Origin of the sequence: Massilia sp. HP4 (assembly GCF_005222695.1) — a bacterium.
Classification (GTDB): Bacteria; Pseudomonadota; Gammaproteobacteria; order Burkholderiales; family Burkholderiaceae_D; genus Telluria.
Genome location: NZ_STGG01000052.1, coordinates 1 through 19828, shown reverse-complemented (window position 1 = coordinate 19828; position 19828 = coordinate 1). Strand labels below are relative to the sequence as shown.

The 19828-nt window shown below is 68.1% G+C and carries 17 protein-coding genes and 1 pseudogene; 14 read left to right on the top strand and 4 right to left on the bottom strand.

Features of this window, described 5'->3' with window-relative positions; genetic code table 11:
• Positions 1–66 precede the first annotated feature (66 nt).
• Positions 67–468, bottom strand: coding sequence for a DUF2946 domain-containing protein (locus tag E8M83_RS20010; RefSeq protein ID WP_206077498.1), 402 nt, complete (start codon positions 466–468; stop codon positions 67–69).
• Between the two features lie 187 nt (positions 469–655).
• Between E8M83_RS20010 and E8M83_RS20005 the strand changes: the two genes are divergently transcribed.
• The 12 genes from E8M83_RS20005 (at position 656) to E8M83_RS19950 (ending at position 14019) form a co-directional block, all read left to right on the top strand.
• Entirely contained in the window at positions 656–2269 is a 1614-nt protein-coding gene (locus E8M83_RS20005) for an ABC-F family ATP-binding cassette domain-containing protein (RefSeq protein ID WP_137175111.1), read from the top strand.
• A gap of 51 nt (positions 2270–2320) precedes the next feature.
• Positions 2321–3343: a lipopolysaccharide heptosyltransferase II gene (waaF, locus tag E8M83_RS20000; RefSeq protein ID WP_137175110.1), complete on the top strand. Its 1023-nt coding sequence runs from the start codon at positions 2321–2323 to the stop codon at positions 3341–3343.
• Positions 3344–3386: 43 nt separating this feature from the next.
• Positions 3387–4397: an ADP-glyceromanno-heptose 6-epimerase gene (gene rfaD / locus E8M83_RS19995; RefSeq protein WP_137175164.1), complete on the top strand. Its 1011-nt coding sequence runs from the start codon at positions 3387–3389 to the stop codon at positions 4395–4397.
• 133 nt (positions 4398–4530) lie between these two features.
• Positions 4531–5301: a TorF family putative porin gene (locus E8M83_RS19990; protein ID WP_137175109.1), complete on the top strand. Its 771-nt coding sequence runs from the start codon at positions 4531–4533 to the stop codon at positions 5299–5301.
• Between the two features lie 100 nt (positions 5302–5401).
• Positions 5402–5491, top strand: a complete 90-nt coding sequence (gene kdpF / locus E8M83_RS19985; RefSeq protein WP_005668695.1) for a K(+)-transporting ATPase subunit F — start codon at positions 5402–5404, stop codon at positions 5489–5491.
• On the top strand, positions 5491–7245 hold the full coding sequence (gene kdpA, locus E8M83_RS19980) for a potassium-transporting ATPase subunit KdpA (RefSeq protein WP_137175108.1): 1755 nt from the start codon (positions 5491–5493) through the stop codon (positions 7243–7245). The genes kdpF and kdpA overlap by 1 nt, the downstream gene beginning before the upstream one ends.
• 1 nt (position 7246) lies before the next feature.
• Positions 7247–9370, top strand: a complete 2124-nt coding sequence (gene kdpB, locus E8M83_RS19975; protein ID WP_137175107.1) for a potassium-transporting ATPase subunit KdpB — start codon at positions 7247–7249, stop codon at positions 9368–9370.
• 10 nt (positions 9371–9380) lie between these two features.
• Positions 9381–9965: a potassium-transporting ATPase subunit KdpC gene (gene kdpC, locus E8M83_RS19970; protein ID WP_137175106.1), complete on the top strand. Its 585-nt coding sequence runs from the start codon at positions 9381–9383 to the stop codon at positions 9963–9965.
• 3 nt (positions 9966–9968) lie between these two features.
• Positions 9969–12677 carry a DUF4118 domain-containing protein gene (locus E8M83_RS19965; RefSeq protein ID WP_137175105.1) on the top strand — a complete coding sequence of 903 codons (2709 nt, stop codon included), beginning with the start codon at positions 9969–9971 and terminating at the stop codon, positions 12675–12677.
• On the top strand, positions 12670–13362 hold the full coding sequence (gene kdpE / locus E8M83_RS19960) for a two-component system response regulator KdpE (protein ID WP_137175104.1): 693 nt from the start codon (positions 12670–12672) through the stop codon (positions 13360–13362). The genes E8M83_RS19965 and kdpE overlap by 8 nt, the downstream gene beginning before the upstream one ends.
• Positions 13363–13449: 87 nt before the next feature.
• Complete coding sequence (locus tag E8M83_RS19955) at positions 13450–13728, top strand: type II toxin-antitoxin system RelE/ParE family toxin (RefSeq protein WP_137175103.1); 279 nt, start codon at positions 13450–13452, stop codon at positions 13726–13728.
• A gap of 18 nt (positions 13729–13746) precedes the next feature.
• Complete coding sequence (locus E8M83_RS19950) at positions 13747–14019, top strand: HigA family addiction module antitoxin (protein ID WP_206077497.1); 273 nt, start codon at positions 13747–13749, stop codon at positions 14017–14019.
• A 68-nt stretch (positions 14020–14087) separates the two neighbouring features.
• Here the strand turns inward: E8M83_RS19950 and E8M83_RS19945 are convergent, their stop codons facing one another.
• The gene (locus E8M83_RS19945) at positions 14088–14498 is read right to left on the bottom strand and encodes a putative quinol monooxygenase (RefSeq protein ID WP_206077496.1); all 411 of its coding nucleotides are present in this window, start codon (positions 14496–14498) and stop codon (positions 14088–14090) included.
• A 94-nt stretch (positions 14499–14592) separates the two neighbouring features.
• Here E8M83_RS19945 and E8M83_RS19940 point away from each other — a divergent pair, with 94 nt between their 5' ends.
• Positions 14593–16227: a M28 family peptidase gene (locus tag E8M83_RS19940; protein WP_137175101.1), complete on the top strand. Its 1635-nt coding sequence runs from the start codon at positions 14593–14595 to the stop codon at positions 16225–16227.
• A 16-nt stretch (positions 16228–16243) separates the two neighbouring features.
• Here E8M83_RS19940 and E8M83_RS19935 read toward each other — a convergent pair whose 3' ends face one another.
• Complete coding sequence (locus tag E8M83_RS19935) at positions 16244–18790, bottom strand: ATP-binding protein (RefSeq protein WP_137175100.1); 2547 nt, start codon at positions 18788–18790, stop codon at positions 16244–16246.
• Between the two features lie 144 nt (positions 18791–18934).
• Positions 18935–19465, bottom strand: a complete 531-nt coding sequence (locus E8M83_RS19930; protein ID WP_137175099.1) for a GNAT family N-acetyltransferase — start codon at positions 19463–19465, stop codon at positions 18935–18937.
• Between E8M83_RS19930 and E8M83_RS19925 the strand changes: the two are divergent.
• Positions 19464–19828: pseudogene (locus tag E8M83_RS19925) on the top strand (hypothetical protein); the annotation flags it as partial. The gene E8M83_RS19930 and the pseudogene E8M83_RS19925 sit on opposite strands and share 2 nt — an antisense overlap.

The window sequence follows — 19828 nt, the reverse complement described above, 5'->3', positions numbered from 1 at the left end:
CGGCATCACGCATGGTCTACCTGCGACGCACGGATTGCGTCGCGGGACATCGTATTGGGGGACGAATCAGGAAAGCGAAGACGGCGGCCCGCGCGATTGCGTGGGCGACCAGGCGTGCTGCGGGCGCGGCGCGCGGTAGAACAGGGTAGGGTAGGGATCGCGCTCGACGTCGAGCGCCAGCACCGGCGTCGCCTGCAATGGCGGGGCCAGTGGCGCGTGGTGGTGCGAGCAGCACAGTTCGCAGTGCGACATATCGGGCACCGCCGGCGCGTCGGTTTGCCCGGTGTCGTCGATCACCATCACGTGGCGGGTGCCGCTGGCGCTGCAGATCTCGGTGATCCAGGCCGATGCCGGCTGCTGGGTGGCACGGGCCATGGCGTGTGAAATGGCAGGCACGAACAGGCCGAACAGGAACGCCAGGAGGACGGTCCAGCCATACAGCGTTCGGGTTGTTCGGAGCCTGTGCATGTGAAAATTATAGTCCTGCTGGAGGGCCGGCGCGCACGGGTGGTCAATTTGTCCTGCTGGTCCGATCCTGCTACCATTGGCAGTCAATCCCAAGGAGCGCGCGCGTGTAATACCTCATCGATGCCACTTTTTCCGGTCTTCCCAGCCATGCTGTGGAAGTGTCCCAGGCATCCTTGGAGTCTTGCATATGACGCATCCCATTCTAGCGCTCGACGGCGTTTCACTGTATCTGCCCGACGGCAGAGCCCTGTTTTCAAACCTCGATCACCAGTTCGACCTGCGCCGCACCGGCCTGGTGGGGCGCAACGGCGTCGGCAAGACGATGCTGGCGCGCCTGCTGGCCGGCGAGCTGGCGCCCACGACCGGCCAGTGCCTGCGCAGCGCGCGCGTGGCCTATCTCTCGCAGCAGGCGGGCAGCGGCCAGGCCGCCTCCGTGGCCGAGCTGGCCGGCATCGCAACGATCACGGACGCCCTGGCGCGCATCGAGGCCGGCAGCGTCGACCCGCGCGACTTCGATGCGGTGGGCGAACACTGGGACATCGCCGTGCGCCTGCGCCAGGCTTGCCAGGTGCAGGGCCTGATGCACCTTGCTCTCGATACGCCGGTGGACACGCTCAGCGGCGGCGAGGCGATGCGGGTGGCGCTGTTGGGCGCGACCCTGTTCGATCCCGATTTCCTGATCCTCGACGAGCCGGGCAACCACCTCGATGCCGCCGGTCGCGCGGCGCTGCTGCGCCAGTTGCAGGCCTGGCCGAAAGGCTTGCTGGTGATTAGCCACGACCGTGAACTGCTCGACGCCATGGAGCGCATCGTCGAGCTGTCCGGAGACGGCTTGCGCAGTTATGGCGGCAACTACACATTGTATGAGGAAGCGCGCCGCCAGGAACAGGAGGCGGCGCAGGGCACACTCGAGCACGCGCGCCAGGAACTCAGGCGCGATGAAGCGGCGCGGCGCGCCCAGCGCGAGCGCCAGGACCGGCGCCAGGCGCGCGGCAATCGCGATGCGAAAGAGACCAACCAGGCCGCGATCCTGCTCGGCCGCGGCAAGGACCGCAGCGAAGGCAGCGCCGGGCGCCTGCACCGGCAGCACGACGCCGCGCGCGCCGGGCAGCTCGAGCGCGTGCGCGATGCTGCGCAGCGGGTCGCGGGCGACGCCGCCGTGCGCATCCATGCGGCGGCGGTCGACGGCGCCGCCCAGCGCCGTGTGGCGCAGCTAAATGCGGTCGTGCTGCCCTGGCTCGCGCCGCCCTTGGCGCGCATCGACCTGATCCTGACCGGCCGCCAGCGCGTGGGCCTGGTCGGCCCGAACGGCAGCGGCAAGTCGACCCTGCTCAAGGTGCTGGCAGGACGGCTCGACCCGGTCGCGGGCGAGCGCAGCCTGCCGTCCCACATCGCCTATCTGGACCAGCAACTGGGCAGCCTCGACCCGCGGCGCTCGACGCTCGACCAACTGCTGGACGTGAATCGCAGCGCCGGCCAGGACCTGCTGCGCACCAGGCTGGTGCAGCTGGGGCTGGACGCGCGCACGGTCACCCAGCCGGCCGGCCTGCTGAGCGGCGGCGAGCGCCTGAAGGCGGCCCTGGCCTGTGCGCTGTATGCCGACACGCCGCCGGCGCTGCTATTGCTGGACGAGCCGACCAACCACCTCGACCTGGCGTCGCTGGCGGCGCTCGAGGCGATGCTGAACGGGTACGCAGGTGCGCTGGTGGTGGTGTCGCACGACCGCGTATTCCTCGAGCGCATCGGGCTCACCCACCGCCTGGCCGCGCTGGATAGCGGCTGGCGCCTGGAGACGTGCTGAAATCGCGGCGATTGCTATAATCCCGGGCTGGAACACCACCTGAAGAACACCATGTTGCGCACCCTTGTCATTTCCCCGAACTGGATCGGCGACGCCGTGATGGCCCAGCCGCTGCTGCGCCGCCTCAAGGAGCTGGCGCCGGGGCGGCCGATCGACGTGCTGGCGCCGACCTGGGTGGCGCCGGTCTGGCGCGCGATGGCCGAAGTCGATACCGTGATCGAGTCGCCGTTCAAGCATGGCGCGCTCCAGTGGAAGGAGCGCAAGGCCTTCGCCAGGATGCTCAAGGCGCGCGGCTATGCCGATTCCTATGTGTTGCCGAACACGCTCAAGTTCGCGCTCATCCCCTGGCTGGCCGGGATCCCGAAACGGGTCGGCTACAAGGGCGAGATGCGCTATGGCCTGGTCAATCTGATGCACCACGACGACAAGGCCGCGCCGCGCCCGATGGCCCAGTTCTACCAGGCGCTGGCCGACGCGCCGGTGCGCCAGTTGCCGCGTCCCGAACGCCTGCCCGAGCCGGTGATGACCGTCGCCGCGGGCGAAGCCGAGGCCGCGATCGCGCGCCTGGCGCTGCCGGAGGGAGTCTTCGTCGCCTTCGCGCCGGGCGCCGAATTCGGCCCGGCCAAGCGCTGGCCGTCGTCGTATTTCGCCGAGCTGGCGCAGACCGTCCTGGCCCATCTCCCGGATGCGCAGATCCTGCTGCTCGGCTCTCCCAAGGACCGCGCGGTATGCGACGAGATCACGGCCATCGTGCCGCAGGCGCACAATCTCGCCGGTTCGACGTCCCTGAGCGAAGCGATCGCGCTGATCGCGCGCGCCGCCGCCGTGGTCACCAACGATTCGGGGCTGATGCACATCGGCGCGGCCCTGGGGCGGCCGGTGGTGGCGATCTACGGCCCGACCGACCCGCGCCACACGCCGCCGCTGTCGCAACTGGCGCAGATCCTGTGGCTGCACATCGAATGCTCGCCCTGCCAGCAGCGCGAGTGCCCGCTGGGACACCAGAACTGCATGAAGCAGATTCTCCCGCTCGATGTCTGGCAGCCCTTGCAACCCATGCTTGCCGGCGCCTAAGGTATGGCGAACGCCGCGGCACAACGATTTTAAAGAGGACCCCATCATGATTCTGGTTACCGGCGCAGCAGGCTTCATCGGCGCGAACCTCGTGCACGCGCTGTCGCAGCGCGATCCATTCAGCGTCTTCGCCGTCGACAATATGTCGCGTCCCGAAAAATTCCACAATATCGTCGACGCCGAGATCGCCGACTATGCGGATAAAGAAGACTTTTTGGTGCGCCTGAAGGCGGGCGAATTCGACAACAAGTTCACCGCCGTGCTGCACCAGGGCGCCTGCTCCAATACGATGGAGACCGACGGCCGCTACATGATGAAGAATAACTACGACTACACGGTCGCCTTGTTCGAATTCTGCCAGCGCCAGGGTATTCCCTTCATCTACGCCTCGTCGGCCGCCGTGTATGGCGCCGGCACCGTGTTCCGCGAAGAGCGCCCGCTCGAGCGTCCGCTGAACGTGTATGGCTACTCGAAATTCCTGTTCGACCAGTATCTGCGCCGCTACTGGCAGGCCAAGGGCCAGGACGCCGGCAGCCAGGTGGTCGGCCTGCGCTACTTTAATGTCTACGGTCCGCTCGAAGGGCACAAGGGCACGATGGCCTCGGTGCCGTTCCACCAGTACAACCAGTTCCTCAAGGACGGCAAGGTGCGCCTGTTCGGCGCCAACGAAGGTTATGAAGCCGGCACCCAGATGCGCGACTTCATCTACGTCGAAGACGTGGTCAAGGTCAACCTGTTCTTCCTCGATCACCCAGATAAACGCGGCATCTTCAACCTCGGCACCGGCCGCGCGCAGCCGTTCAACGACCTGGCGGTAGCCACGGTCAACGCATTGGCCAACGAGGGCAAGCCGGCGCTGTCGCTGCAGCAGATCATCGACCAGGGCCTGCTGGAATACCTGCCGTTCCCCGATAAATTGAAGGGCAAGTACCAGAGCTTTACCCAGGCCGACATCGCGGCGCTGCGCGCGGTCGGCTACGATGCGCCGTTCACCGATGTCGCCACCGGCGTGGCGAAGTATATGGACTGGCTGCGCGCCCAGCCGGCGCGCTGATTTTTATACCGCGTATACACCCACCACCGGCCTTTATACCCGGTTTTTATGCCTGAATCGCTAACCTGCTCGTGTTCCATGCGACGTCCTCGCGACGCCGCATGGCTTCAAACACAACCACGAGCAGGAACACATGAAAGCATCGATTCACGCACTGGCCGCCATTTTGGCGTGCGCCGGCACCGCCCACGCCCAGGTCACTGAACCCGTCCAGGCCGCATCGGCATCTGCCGTCACCTGGAACGCCGCCGTCACTTCCGACTACCGCTACCGCGCCATTTCCCAGACCCGCTTGCGCCCGGCGCTGCAGGGCGGCGTCGACTATGTCCATGCCGACGGCTGGTATGCGGGCGCCTGGGCTTCGACCATCAAGTGGGTCGAGGACGCCGGCGGCGATGGTGAAGTCGAGATCGACGTCTACGGCGGCAAGCGCGGCGCGCTGTTGCCCGCCCTTTCTCCCGGCCTGTCGTACGACGTCGGCGTGCTGCGCTACTTCTACCCGGACAACGGCATGGGCCGGCTCCCGGGCTGGGTCAATGCCCACACCACCGAAGTCTATGCGCAGCTGGGCTACGGCCCGGCCTACGTCAAGTACTCGCACGCCACCACCAACCTGTTCGGCTTCGTCGACAGCGACAACAGCGGCTACCTCGACATCGGCGCCAATCTCGACATCGGCAACGGCTTCACCTTGCAGCTGCATGCCGGCCGCCAGGAAGTGAAGAACAATTCGGGATACGACTACACCGACTGGAAGATCGGCGTGAGCCGTTCATTCGAGCTGGCCACGGTCAGCCTTGCCTACCTCGGCACCAATGCCAGCGAGTCGGCCTATACCTCGCCGGTCAACGGCAAGTTCACCGGCCGCGACGCCCTGCAACTGACCGTCAGCCGCACCTTCTGAAAGCGCATGCCATGGACCTCATCTATCTAGGCGCGCTCCTGATCTTCGTCCGCCTGACCGCCCTACTGGTGGCCGGCTGCGCACAAGCAGGAGGCAAGCCATGAACCTGTCCTATGTGATCGGCGGCCTGGCTGCCGCCGCGCTGCTGGTCTACCTGCTGGTGGCCCTGTTCAAGCCGGAGGAGCTGTGATGACCGCCGAATTCATCGTACTTCTCGCCGTCTTCCTGCTGGTGCTGATGGCGCTCGCCTGGCCGCTCGGCCGCTTCATCGCCCGCGTCGCCAGCGCCGGCACGGTGCCCGGCTTCGGCTGGGCCGCCGGCCTCGAGCGCGCGCTGTATCGCCTGGCCGGCCCCGCCGCCAGCGGTTCTCACGACTGGAAAGCCTACGCGCTGGCGCTGATCGCCTTCAACGCAGTCGGCGCGATGTTCGTCTATGGCTTGCAGCGGGTGCAGGCCTGGCTGCCGCTCAATCCCGAGGGCATGGCCAACGTCAGCCCCGATTCGAGCTTCAATACCGCCGTCAGCTTCGTCGCCAACACCAACTGGCAGGGCTATAGCGGCGAGCAGACCATGAGCATCCTGACCCAGATGGTCGGCCTGGCCGGCCAGAACTTCTTCTCGGCCGCCACCGGCATCGCCGTCGTGTTCGCGCTGGTGCGCGGCTTCGCCGCAAGGTCGGGCGGCGCGATCGGCAACTTCTGGGTCGACCTGACACGCTCGACCCTGTATGTGCTGCTGCCGCTGTCGCTGGTGCTGGCCGTGTTCCTGGCCGCGCAGGGCGTGGTGCAGAGCCTGGGTAGCCATGTCGATGCGCGCCTGCTGGAACCGGTGACCTATACGCTGGCGGACGCCGAAACCAGGGCCGACACCCAGGTCATCCCGATGGGCCCCGTCGCGTCGCAAGAGGCGATCAAGATGCTGGGCACGAACGGCGGCGGCTACTTCAACGCCAATTCGGCGCACCCGTTCGAGAACCCGAATGCGCTCACCAACTTCGCGCAGATGGTCGCCATCCTCCTGATCCCGGCCGCGCTGTGCTTCACCTTCGGCCATATGGTGGGCGACATCCGCCAGGGCTGGGCGGTGCTGGGCACGATGACCTTGCTGTTCACGATCGCGGCGCTTGCCGCCTTCGCCGCCGAGCAGCAGGCCAATCCACTCTTGACGCCACTGGGTGTCGACCAGGTGGCGAGCAGCCTGCAGGCCGGCGGCAATATGGAGGGCAAGGAGACCCGCTTCGGCATCGCCGCCTCGAGCCTGTTCGCGGTGGTCACCACGGCCGCATCCTGCGGCGCGGTCAATGCCATGCACGATTCCTTCATGCCGCTGGGCGGCATGGTGCCGATGGTGCTGATGCAGTTCGGCGAGGTGATCTTTGGCGGGGTCGGCTCGGGCCTGTACGGCATGCTGGTGTTCGCCATCCTGGCGGTGTTCATCGCCGGCCTGATGATCGGCCGTACGCCGGAATACCTGGGCAAGAAGATCGGGGCCTACGAGATGAAGATGGCCGCGCTGGTCATCCTGGTCACGCCCTGCCTGGTCTTGCTGGGCACCGCGCTGGCGGTGACCTCGGCATCGGGCACCGTTGGCGTGGCCAATCCGGGCGCCCACGGCTTTTCCGAGATCCTGTATGCGGTGACCTCCGCCGCCAACAACAACGGCAGTGCGTTTGCCGGCCTGTCCGCCAACACGCCTTTCTACAACGGCCTGCTGGCGCTGGCGATGTGGTTCGGCCGCTTCGCGGTGATCGTGCCGGTGCTGGCGATCGCCGGTTCGCTGGCAGCCCGCCAGCGCCTGCCCGCTACGCCAGGCACCCTGCCTACCCATGGCTTGATGTTCGTCGGCATGCTGGCCGGCGTCGTCGTGCTGGTCGGTGTCCTCAACTATGTCCCGGCCCTGGCGCTCGGACCGGTGGTCGAGCACCTCCAGCTGTTCGGAGAATGAAATGGAAAACTCGATCGAAAATTCGGTTCCCCACAATCCATCCCAGGCGCCGCCCCGCGCCCTGGGCCTGTTCGATTCCACGCTGGTGTGGCCGGCCACAGTCGATGCGCTGCGCAAGCTGCACCCGCGCACCCAGCTGCGTAGCCCGGTGATGTTCGTGGTCTACATCGGCAGCATCATCACGACGCTCTTGTGGTTGCAGGCGCTGGCCGGGCAGGGCGAGGCGCCCGCCGGCTTCATCCTGGCCACCGCCGTCTGGCTGTGGTTCACCGTGCTGTTCGCGAACTTCGCCGAAGCGCTGGCCGAAGGCCGCAGCAAGGCGCAAGCGGCCTCGCTGCGCAGCCTGCGCCAGACCGTCACCGCGAAGAAGCTGGCCGATCCGAAGCATGGCGCGCCGTGGCATGCCTGCGCCTCCAGCGAGCTGCGCAAGGGGATGTTCTTCCTGGTCGAAGCCGGGGACGTGATCCCCGTGGACGGCGAAGTGGTCGATGGCGTGGCCTCGGTCGACGAGAGCGCCATTACCGGCGAATCGGCGCCCGTCATCCGGGAATCGGGCGGCGATTTCTGCGCCGTGACCGGCGGCACCCGGGTGCTGTCCGACTGGCTGGTGGTGCGTGTGTCGGCCAATCCGGGCGAGACTTTCCTCGACCGCATGATCGGCATGGTCGAAGGCGCGGCGCGCAAGAAGACGCCGAACGAGATCGCGCTGACGATCCTGCTGGTGGCGCTGACCATCGTGTTCCTGGTCGTGACCGTGACCCTGCTGCCGTTCTCGCTGTTCGCGGTAAGCGCATCGGGCGGCGGCCTGCCGGTGACCATCACGGCCCTGGTGGCGCTGCTGGTATGCCTGATCCCGACCACCATCGGCGGCCTGCTGTCGGCCATCGGCGTGGCCGGCATGAGCCGCATGATGCAGGCGAACGTCATCGCGACCTCGGGCCGCGCGGTGGAAGCGGCGGGCGACGTCGACGTGCTCCTGCTCGACAAGACCGGCACCATCACCTTCGGCAACCGCCAGGCCGCCGCCTTCCTGCCGGCGCCTGGCGTGAGCGAAGAAGAACTGGCCGACGTGGCGCAACTGGCCTCGCTGGCGGACGAGACGCCGGAAGGCCGCAGCATCGTGGTGCTGGCCAAGAACCGCTTCAATCTCCGCGAGCGGGCAATGGAGGCGATGGGCGCCGTGTTCGTGTCATTCACGGCCCAGACCCGCATGAGCGGCGTGGACCTGGGGCACGGTCTGAACGCGCGCCGGATCCGCAAGGGCGCCGCCTCGGCGATCCGCCGTCATATGGAGTCGATTGGCGCCGCCTGGCCGGGCGACGTCGAACGCAGCGTCGACGAAGCCTCGCGCCGCGGCAGCACGCCGCTGGTCGTGGCCGACGGTAGCCGTGTGATGGGCGTAGTCGAACTGAAGGACGTCGTCAAGGGCGGGATCCGCGAGCGCTTCGCCGAGTTGCGCCGCATGGGCGTCAAGACCGTGATGGTCACCGGCGACAACAAGCTGACCGCGGCGGCGATCGCGGCAGAGGCGGGCGTCGACGACTTCATCGCCGAAGCCACGCCGGAACAAAAGCTGGCCCTGATCCGCCGCTATCAAGCCGAGGGCAAGCTGGTGGCGATGACCGGCGACGGCACCAACGACGCGCCGGCGCTGGCCCAGGCCGACGTCGCGGTGGCGATGAACTCGGGCACCCAGGCGGCCAAGGAAGCCGGCAATATGGTCGACCTGGATTCGAACCCGACCAAGCTGCTCGAGATCGTCGAGATCGGCAAGCAGATGCTGATGACGCGCGGCGCGCTGACCACGTTCTCGATCGCGAACGACATCGCCAAGTACTTCGCGATCGTGCCGGCCATCTTCGTGGCGACCTATCCGAGCCTGGATGCGCTGAACGTCATGGGGCTGGCCAGCCCGGCGTCGAGCATCATGTCGGCCGTGATCTTCAACGCCCTGATCATCGTGTTCCTGATCCCGCTGGCCCTGCGCGGCGTGCGCTATCGCGCGATCGGGGCCGCCGCGCTGCTGCGCCGGAACATGCTGGTCTATGGCCTGGGCGGCCTCTTGTTGCCGTTCGCCGGCATCAAGCTGATCGACATGGCGCTGGTCGCCCTCAACCTGACGTAAGGAGTTACCCATGCAATCGATTCTTCGCCCCGCGCTGGCGCTGTTCGCCGCGCTCACCCTGGTCTGCGGCGTGCTGTATCCGCTCTTGGTCACCGGCGTCGCGCAGGCCGCGTTTCCGACCCGGGCCAATGGCAGCCTGGTCGAGCGGGACGGCAAGGTAGTCGGCTCGCGCCTGATCGGCCAGCCATTCAGCGCGCCCGGCTATTTCTGGGGCCGGCCTTCGGCCACCGCGCCGATGGCGAATAACGGTGGCGGCTCCGGCGGCTCGAACCAGGGTCCGCTCAACCCGGCATTACAGGAAGCTGTCAAGGGCCGCATCGCGGCGCTGCGCGCCCTCGATCCCGGCAACACGGCCCCGGTGCCGGTCGACCTGGTCACAAGCTCCGGCAGCGGCCTCGATCCCGAGATCAGCGTGGCCGCCGCGCGCTACCAGGCGGCGCGGGTGGCGCGTGCGCGCGCCCTGCCGGCCGAGCGGGTCGACGCCCTGGTCGAACGGCATGTCGAGCGCCCCGTCCTGGGCCTGTTCGGCGAAGCGCGCGTGAACGTGCTGGCGCTGAACATGGCGCTGGATGGCGAAAGCGCGCATACTCGCTGAACCATGCCGCACGACCACCAGCGACCCGATCCCGACGCCCTGCTCGCCCAGATGCGCGACGACGAGCGGCGCGCGGCGCGCGGGCGCCTCTGCATCTATTTCGGCGCCTCGGCCGGCGTCGGCAAGACCTACGCCATGCTGCAAGAGGCGCGCAAACTGCAGGCCGAGGGCAGGGCGCCGCTGGTCGGCGTGATCGAGACCCATGGCCGCTTTGATACCGCGCGCCTGCTCGACGGCCTTGAACTGCTGCCGCGGCGCCGCATCGACTACCGCGGCCGGCAGCTCGATGAATTCGACCTCGACGCCGCTTTGGCGCGCGCGCCCGGCGTCATCCTGGTCGACGAACTGGCGCATTCCAACGCCCCCGGCTCGCGCCATCCCAAGCGCTGGCAAGACATCGAGGAATTGCTCGATGCCGGCATCGACGTGCTCACCACGGTCAACGTCCAGCACCTGGAAAGCCTGAACGACGTCGTCGGCGGCATCGCCGGCATCCGCGTGGCCGAGACGGTCCCGGACCGCGTGTTCGACGCGGCCGACGAGGTGATCATGGTCGACCTGCCGGCCGACGCGCTGCTGGCGCGCCTGAAAGAAGGCAAGGTCTACCAGCCGCAGCAGGCCGAACGCGCGGCCGGTAATTTTTTCAGGAAGGGCAACCTGATCGCGCTGCGCGAACTGGCGCTGCGCCGCACCGCCGACCGGGTCGAGGGCGATGTGCGCGCCTGGCGCGAGCAGCAGTCGGTCGACGCCATCTGGAAGACCGGCGCCGGGCTGCTGGTGTGCGTCGGTCCTGGCGAACTGGCCGAGCACGTGGTGAGGAGCAGCGCGCGCATGGCTTCCCAGCTGGGCGCCGGCTGGCATGCGGTGTACGTCGAGACGCCGCGCCTGGCCAGGATGCCCGATGCCGCGCGCCAGCGCATCCTCGATACGCTCGCCCTGGCCGGCAGCCTGGGCGCCATCACGGCCGTGCTGTCGGGCGACGACGTCGCCAGCGCGACCATCGCCTATGCGCGCGACCACAACCTGTCGCGCATCGCGCTGGGCCGCGCCGCTTCGCCCTGGCGCCGGCGTACGGCGCGCCGCCTCGCGCGCCAGGCGCCGGGCGTCGACCTGATCGAGATCGGCCAGCCGGCGGTGCCACCGGCGTCCATGCCCGCAGCAAGCCGGGACGCCGCCGCACGGCCACGGCCGCCGCTATTGCCGCACTTTTTGGCGGCCGGCGCCAGCATCCTGACCGCGATCCTGGCCACGCCACTGCGGCCCTGGCTCGACCCGGTCAACATCGTGATGCTGTTCCTGCTGGTGGTGCTGTTGACGGCGATCCGCTTCGGGCGCGCGCCATCGGTCACCGCCACCTGCGTCGGCGTGGCAGCCTTCGACTTCTTCTTCGTGCCGCCGCGCTTCGACTTCGCCGTCACCGATGTCCAGTACCTGCTCACCTTCGGCGTGATGCTGGCGGTGGGCCTGATCAGCGGCCACCTGGCGGCCGGCCTGCGCTTCCAGGCGCGCGCCGCCAGCGAACGCGAACGGCGGGTGCGCGCGCTGTACGAGTTCGCGCGCGAGCTGTCCGGCGTGCTGGCGGCCTCGCAGGTGGTCGAGTCGAGCCGCGCCGTGATCCAGAACGCCTTCGGCGCGCGCGCCACCCTGCTGGTGCCGGATGCCGAAGGGCGGCTCGGCATGGCGCCGGCCGACGATGGCGGCCCGGCCGAGCCGCTGCCGGCCAAGGTCGACCAGGGTGTTGCCCAGTGGGCTTTCGACCATGCGCAGCCGGCGGGCCTGGGCACCGATACGCTGCCGGCCAGCCCCTTGTTCTACCTGCCGCTGGTGGCGCCGATGCGCACCCGCGGCGTGCTGGCGATCGAACCGGAGGCCGGGCGCTGGGTGCTGGTCCCGGAGCAGCGGCGCCAGCTCGACGCGCTGGCGGCGCTGGCCGCGATCGCGCTCGAGCGCGTACACTACGTGGAGGTGGCGCAGGCGGCGCTGGTGGACATGGCATCCGAACGGCTCCGCAATTCGCTGCTGGCGGCGCTGTCGCACGACCTGCGCACGCCGCTGACTGCCCTGGTCGGCCTGTCGGAGTCGCTGTTGCGGGGCGAAGCGATTCCGGACGCGCCGCGGGCGCTGGCGCAGTCGCTGCACGACGAGGCGGTGCGCATGGGCGCCCTGGTCGCCAACCTGCTCGACATGGCGCGCATCGAGAGCGGCGAGGTGCGCTTCAACCTGGAGTGGCAGGCGCTGGAAGAAGTCGTCGGCAGCGCGCTGCGCGCCTGCGGCGCGGTTGTGCGCGGCCACGCGGTCACTGTGCGGCTGCAGGAAGATCTACCCTTGGTGCGCTTCGATGCGGTGCTGGTCGAGCGGGTGCTGTGCAACCTGGTCGAGAATGCCGCAAAATACACGCCAGCCGGCTCGCGCATCGAGATCGCGGCCAGCCGCCGTGGCGCCTGGATCGACGTCACCGTGGCCGACGACGGTCCCGGCCTGCGCCCCGGCAGCGAGGAAGCGATCTTCGAGAAATTTACACGCGGCGAACGCGAGTCGGCCTTGCCCGGCGTGGGCCTGGGCCTGGCGATCTGCCGCGCGATCGTCGAGGCGCATGGAGGCACGATCCGGGCCTGTGGATCGCCGCTGGGCGGCGCGGGTTTCGTGTTCTCGCTCCCGGCCGGCACGCCGCCCGCGCTCGACCTGCTTTCGATGGAAAAAGACGATGACTGACGCCCCCTGCGCCTTGCTGGTCGAGGACGAACCGCATATCCGCCGCTTCGTGCGCGCCGCCCTGGAGCAAGAGGGCTGGCAGGTGCATGAGTCGGCGAGCATGGGCCGCGGCCTGATCGACGCCGGCACGCGCCGCCCCGACCTGGTGGTGCTCGATCTCGGCCTGCCGGACGGCGACGGCATCGACTTCATCCAGGACGTGCGCAAATGGTCGACGGTGCCGATCATCGTGCTGTCGGCGCGCGTGGCCGAGACAGAAAAAATCCGCGCGCTCGACGCCGGCGCCGACGACTATCTCACCAAGCCGTTCGGCACCGGCGAACTGCTGGCGCGCGTGCGTGCCACCTTGCGTCGCCAGCGCCAGTCAGGCGCCGGCGACGATGGCGTGATCCGCTTCGGCGACGTGACGCTCGACCCGCAGGCGCGCGCGGTCACCCGCAATGGCGAGCATGTGCACCTGACCCCGACCGAGTACCGCCTGCTGTCGGTGCTGGCCGCGAATGCGGGGAGGGTAATGACCGCCCCCCAATTGCTGCGTGCGGTATGGGGCCCGGGTCATGCAGAAAGCGGCCACTACCTGCGCATCTACATGGGTCACCTGCGCCACAAGCTGGAAGCCGATCCTGCCCAGCCGCGGCACTTGCTGACAGAAACCGGGGTAGGTTACCGGCTCTGGCTCGGCTAGTCACACGATGTTGTGATGTTGAGAAATCGCGAATAAGTCCCTTGTGCCTTGTTGTAACTAGTAGCGATACGAGATACAATAAGTCGCATGATCAAGGATTTCAGGCACAAGGGGCTGCAACGCTTCTTTGAAACGGGAAGCAAGGCCGGCATCCAGGCAGCGCATGCCATCAAGCTGCAATTGCAGCTTGCGGCCTTGCACAATGCGATCAGGCCCGAGGATATGGGGGCGCCAGCATGGGGATTGCATCCACTACAGGGCAGCCTGAAAGGCCACTGGGCAATCAAAGTCAACGGTAACTGGCGCATGACCTTCAAGTTCGAAGGCACGGATGCGATTGTGGTTGACTACCAGGATTATCATTAAGCATCAAGGAGGATGAAAATGCGTATGTTCAATCCGCCGCATCCCGGCGAGGTGATCAAGGAGTACCTGGGCGACGTCACCGTGACGGCTGCGGCCGCCAAGATGGGCGTAAGTCGTGTCACGCTCCAGCGAGTCGTGAGCGGCTCGGCCGGAGTTTCGCCGGATATGGCCTTTCGTCTTGGCGCCGCATTCGGAACGAGCGCCGAGATGTGGTATGGCATGCAGGCGCAGTATGACCTCGACATCGCCAGTAAAGTCGAGCGTCCACATATCGAGCGCATTGAAGCCTGAGAAGTGTCCGTAGCACTGGCAGGCGTTTTGCGCCGCGCCTGCGTTTGCGTACCTTGTCTATTCGTCTGCTATGTGGAGCTGGACTTCATCAGGCCGTGGCCGCCAACCGGTTCGGTCTCGAAACGCTCGCCAATGCCGGCGATCAGCGGCCGGCCCTTGGCGATGGCCGCCTGCACCGACGGCAGGGACAGCGAAGCCTTGTGACTGGCCTGGTCTTGCCAGGTCTCGGTGATCCAGATGGCGTCTGCGTCCTGCGTGTCTTTGGCGATTACATAGGCCAGGCAGCCCGGCATTGCGGCGGTGCCGTCGAGCAGGATGGCGATGAGTGCGTCGCGCTGGCCGGGCTGGGCGCGCATCTTTCCGATCAAACCGTACATGCGGGGTGGCTCCATGGTCGTGGTGGTGGCGGCCGCGGCGTGCGCGCCGGCCAGTGGCAGGGCGGCAAGAATGCCGACGGCCGTGCGTCGTGATATGGGCAAGCGTGCTTCCTTCGGGCGCCATTGCCGGGTGATCGACAGTATAGGGCCGTGTTGGTTTAAGATGGTCTTTTCATCACACTGTCACGGAACATCGATGCGACTTCATCCCCTCGCCCTGGCCGCCAGCGCCGCCGTCCTCACCCTGTCACAGGCAGCCCACGCCCAACAGCCGTCCGCGATCTCGGAAACCGCGCTGCGCGCGCACCTGTCGTTCCTGGCCGATGACCTGCTCGAGGGCCGCGGCACCGGGCAGCGCGGCGGCGACCTGACCGTGCGCTACCTCGAGACCCAGGCCGCCCTGGTCGGCCTGCAGCCGATTCCCGGCGGCGGCTATCGCCAGAAGGTCGAGATCGAGGGCAGCAAGCTGGTCGAAGGCAGCGCCACGTTCACGGCCGGCGGCAAGACCATCGAGCCGGCACTCGGCAAGGGCATCGTGATGGGCACCAAGAGCGGCAAGGAGAACATCGCCTTCGACGCGCCGCTGGTCTTCGTCGGCTACGGCGCCCACGCGCCAGAGGAGAAATGGGACGACTACAAGGGCATGGACGCCAAGGGCAAGATCCTGGTCATGATGGTCGACGATCCGCAACCGACCGCGGAAGAACCGAACCGCTTCGCCGGCAAGGCTTATACCTGGTACGGCCGCTGGGTCTACAAATACGAGGAAGCGGCGCGCCGCGGCGCCGCCGGCGTGCTCCTGATTCACACTACGCCATCGGCCTCGTATCCATGGAGCGTGCCGGCCAACGGTTTCGGCAACGAGCGCTTCGGCCTCAAGGGCGACGGCAACCAGATGGAAGGCTGGCTGCACGAAGACACCGCACGCGCGCTGTTCGCCGCCGGCGGCCATGACCTCGACCAGTTGCGCGCCCAGGCCGAGCGGCGCGATTTTCGTCCGGTCGACCTGAAGGTGGCCGGCAAGATCGCGCTGCGTTCGACCATCCGCCCGGTCGAACAATTCAACGTGGTCGGCATCGTGCCCGGGAGCGATCCGAAACTGAAGGAGCAGGCGGTGCTCTACTCCTCGCACTGGGACCACATGGGCATCGTCGACGCCAGGCCCGGCACTGACCCGAAGGCCGACCGCATCTACAACGGCGCGATCGATAACGCCTCGGGCACCGCCGCGCTGCTGGCGATGGCGGCCGAAGCGGTCAAGACGCCGGCCAGGCGCACCCAGATCTTCCTGTGGCCGGCGGCCGAAGAGCAGGGCCTGCTGGGGGCCGCCGCCTACGTCGCCAAGCCGGTGTGGCCGCTGGCGCAGACCGCCGCCGACCTGAACCTGGACAGCCTGAACTTCGTCGGCCGCACCAGGGATATCGGCGTGGCCGGCGCCGAGCGCAGCTCGCTGTACGAGACCTCGCAGCAGGTGGCCAAGGGCATGGGCCTGAAGATCGCGCCGGCCGTTCCCGACTTGTCGGGCGCCTACTTCCGCGCCGACCACTTCGCCTTCGCCAAGGCCGGCGTTCCGGCCTTTAACGTCGGCTCGGCAGTGTTCTCGGGCGACGGCCACTTCGAGTTCGAGCACCACCAGCACGCAGCGAGCGCCAATATCAAGGGCTTCAAGGACCACTACCACCAGGTCAGCGACGAGTACAAGCCTGAGTGGGACCTGTCGGGCATGGTGCAGCAGGCACAGTTCACGCTCAACCTCGGCTACGCGGTCGCCAATGCGCCGACCATGCCGACCTGGAAGAAGGGCGAAGCCTTCGGCAGCGTCAAGCGTTGAACGAGCGCTGGGCGCGCTAGGCGCCGCTGGCCGCCGCCAGGATCTTCTCCAGCTCGCCCATGTCGACCGGCTTGACCAGGTGATGATCGAAGCCGGCGCGGCTGCTGGCCTCGCGGTCCTGGGCCTGGCCATAGCCGGTGACCGCCACCAGCAGCGCCTGGGTGGTGGCGGGTAGCGCGCGCAGGCGGCGCGCCAGTTCGTGACCGTCCATGCCGGGCAGCCCGATGTCGAGCAGGCAGGCGTCGGGCGCGAAGGCCTCGGCCCGTGCCAGCGCCGCAAACGGATCGTGCTCGACCGCCACCTCGTGCCCGCCGGCGCCGACATACATCGCCAGCACCTGGGCCGCGTCGATATTGTCGTCCACCACCATCACCTTCAGGGCCCGCGCCGACGACGGCGCCGTGCCGACTCCGGCGCCGGGCGTGCCCGCGCCGCGCGCCGCGCAGCGCGGCAAGGTCACGGTGAAGGTGCTGCCCTGGCCCTGGCCGGGGCTCTCGACTGCCACGCTGCCGCCATGCAGCTGGACCAGGCTGCGCACCAGCGCCAGCCCGATGCCCAGGCCGCCCTGGGTGCGGTCCGGCGTGCGCTCGCCCTGCACGAACATCTCGAAGGCGCGCTCCAGTTCCTGCGGCAGCATGCCGATGCCATTGTCCTTCACGACGATGCGGACCAGCTTTTCCTCGACCTCGAGGGTGACCCCGACCTCGCCTTCGGCGGCGGTGAACTTGACCGCGTTGTGCAGCAGGTTGCCGACCACCTGCACCAGGCGCTTGCGGTCGCCCATCACCCAGGCCGGCGCCGGCAGCAGGGTCGTCGTCAAGTGGTGCCGCTTCTGGCGCAGCGGTTCGCCCACCTGTTCCAGCGCTTCCAGCACCACTTCGTTGATGTCGATGCGGGCCTTCGACAGCGCCACCAGCCCGCGCGTCACGCGCGAGACGTCCAGCAGGTCGTCGACCAGGCCGGCCATATGGCGCGCCTGGCGCGCGATGATGGCGCTGATCTGGCGCGTGCGCGCCGGATCCAGGCTGTCCTGGCCCAGCAGCTGGGCGCCGGAGGCGATCGGCGCCAGCGGATTGCGCAACTCGTGCGCCAGCATGGCCAAGAATTCGTTCTTGCGGCGGTCGGCCTCGCGCAAGCCCTCTTCGGCGTTGACGCGGTCGGTGACGTCCTGGATGGTGCCGCGCACGGCCGTGACCCGTCCCTCGGCATCGTGCACCGCTTCGCAGTGCAGGTCGATCCAGATGCGGTGGCCGTCGCCGTGCAGCACCTGCAATTGCAGGCGGCCGCTGCCGCCGTCGCGTTCGAGCTCGCGCAACAGGGCGTCGACGCGCGTCCACGATTCCTCGGGCAGCAGGGTGCCGCGCTGCTGCGGGTAGGGCGGCAGCGCGCGCCCGTAGATGTAGGTGACCGATTCCGAGGTCTCGACCACGCCGGTTGCCAGCGTCAGGTGCCAGGTGCCGAAGCGCGCCATGCGGTGCGCGTCGCGCAGTTCGCCCTCCTTGACCGCCAGCGCCTGGGCGCGTTCGCCCAGCAGGCGTGACGCGGCGCCGATCGCCTCGGCCACCTCGGCCGTCTCCCTGACATAGGTCTGGGTGTAGCGCGGCGCGGGCTCGCCCTTGCCGAGCGCCACCGCCGGCGCCGTCAGGCCCTTGACCGAGCGCGCGAGCCGGCCGCCGATCTGCCATGCCAGCCACAGGCCGATCGCGAACAGCAGGGTGATGCCGGTCAGGAGCGCCGCCAGCGGCTCGAACAGCGCCTGGTTCAGGTTCTCGCGCGGCACGCCGATCGCCACGTGCCAGCCGGTGGTGCGCGAACGCGAATAAAAGGTCAGCAGGCTCGCGCCTTCCTGCGAGACCGAGGGCACGACGCCTTCGCGCGCGCGCTGGAGGGCGCGGTACAGCGGATCGGTGACGCGCTTGCCGACGAACAGCTCGGGGCTGATATTGCGCGCGAAAATGATGCCGGCGGCGTCCACCACCGAGGCGCGGGCGCCGTCCGCCACCGCCTTCGGCGTGAGCATGTCGTCGAAATAGCCGGGCCGTACGCCGACGCTGAGCACGTAGGCGACGCGGCCATCCACCAGCACCGGGACGTCGAGGCTGACGGTCGGGCGCTTGAGCACCGCGCTGGTGAATACGTTCGACACCGAGGGCCTACCGCTGGCGAACACGGACGCCAGCTGTTCGGTGGGTTCGATCGGCAGGTTGGCCCCGTAGGGACGGCTGGTATTGAAGATCTGCTGTCCGCTGCGCTCGCGCAGGACGGCGCTCATGTCCGGGCCTGCCAGTTGCAGCGCGTCGCGCGACTGGCGGTGCGCGCGTTCGAAATCGGCGCTTTGCAGCGCGTCGAAGGTCGACAGGGTCTGGGCGATCGCCTGCGCCTGCAGCAGCTTGCTGTCGACCGTGTGCACCAGCGCGCGCACGGTCTGCATGGTATTGCGTTCGTACTGGGCGCGGCTCTTGCGGTACTGGTCGATGAACAACAGCGACGCGCCGACCACGCCCGGCAGCAGGGTCGCCAGGACGAGCCAGAGCAGGTAGGCCCGCAGCGGCCTGCGGGTCATGGTGGTTGAGGCGCCAGTCACATTGCTTCCCAGAACATTTGAACCGGCGATTCTACGCGCAATCGTGCAAGCGCACACTTCGCTTCGAAGCGGCGTGTGGCGGGAGCCACCCCGGCCCGGGCCGGGGCGAGGCGGCCCCGCGGATCACGGACGGCAGCGGTTGAACAGCGTCTTGTAGTAGATCGCCGTCGCGTGCCAGCGGCCGTTGGGCGTGCAGGCGTATTCGGGCAGTTCGCCGACCCGCTGGTAGCCGCTCTTGCGGTACAGCTGCTCGGCTTCGGAACCGGCTGCCGTGTCGAGGAACAGCAGGCCGCGGCGCAGGGCCAGCGCCTCGACTTCGAGTGCCTGCATCAGGGCGGTGCCGATGCCCTTGCGCCGCTCGGTGCAGTGCACCAGCACCTTCTGCACCTCGGCACGGTTGTTCCCGTTCGGTTTCAGGCACAGGTCGAGCTGGGCGCTGCCGACCAGGACGCCGTCGCGCTGGGCCGCCAGCAACACGCGCCGCCCGGCGCCGACCTCGTCCGCCACGCCCTGCCAGTAGGCGTCGAGCTGGTCCTGGTCGAGCCCATTGACGAAGCCCAGCGAATGGCCATCGGCGACGGCGTCGAGCAACAGCGTGGCCAGGTGCGGCCTGAGGTCGGCGATGGCGCGCGGGTCGAGTCGGCGGATGATCATGGAAAGCTCCTGGTGGTGGGGTGGGCGTTGCGGGACGGCGCGACAGTGTTTTCTAAGCATAATATGTGCCATCGCCTTCAGATGCGAAGAACGGCAGGTCGAGATCAGCGCGGCCAGCCAGGAGCAGAGCGCCGGCATCGAGCAGGTCAACGGGGCGGTGGCGCAGATGGACGAGGGGACGCAGCAGAACGCGGCCCTGGTCGAGGAAACCGCCGCCGCATCGCACGCGATGCCGGAGCAGGCGGCCCGGCTGGCGCAGGCGGTGGCGGTATTCCGGATCGATGCCGGCCAGGCCGGCGATGCGCCGAAGAGCGTCGCGCAGCGACCGGTGACCAGGCGCGTCGCGGTGGCAGGTCCGGCGGC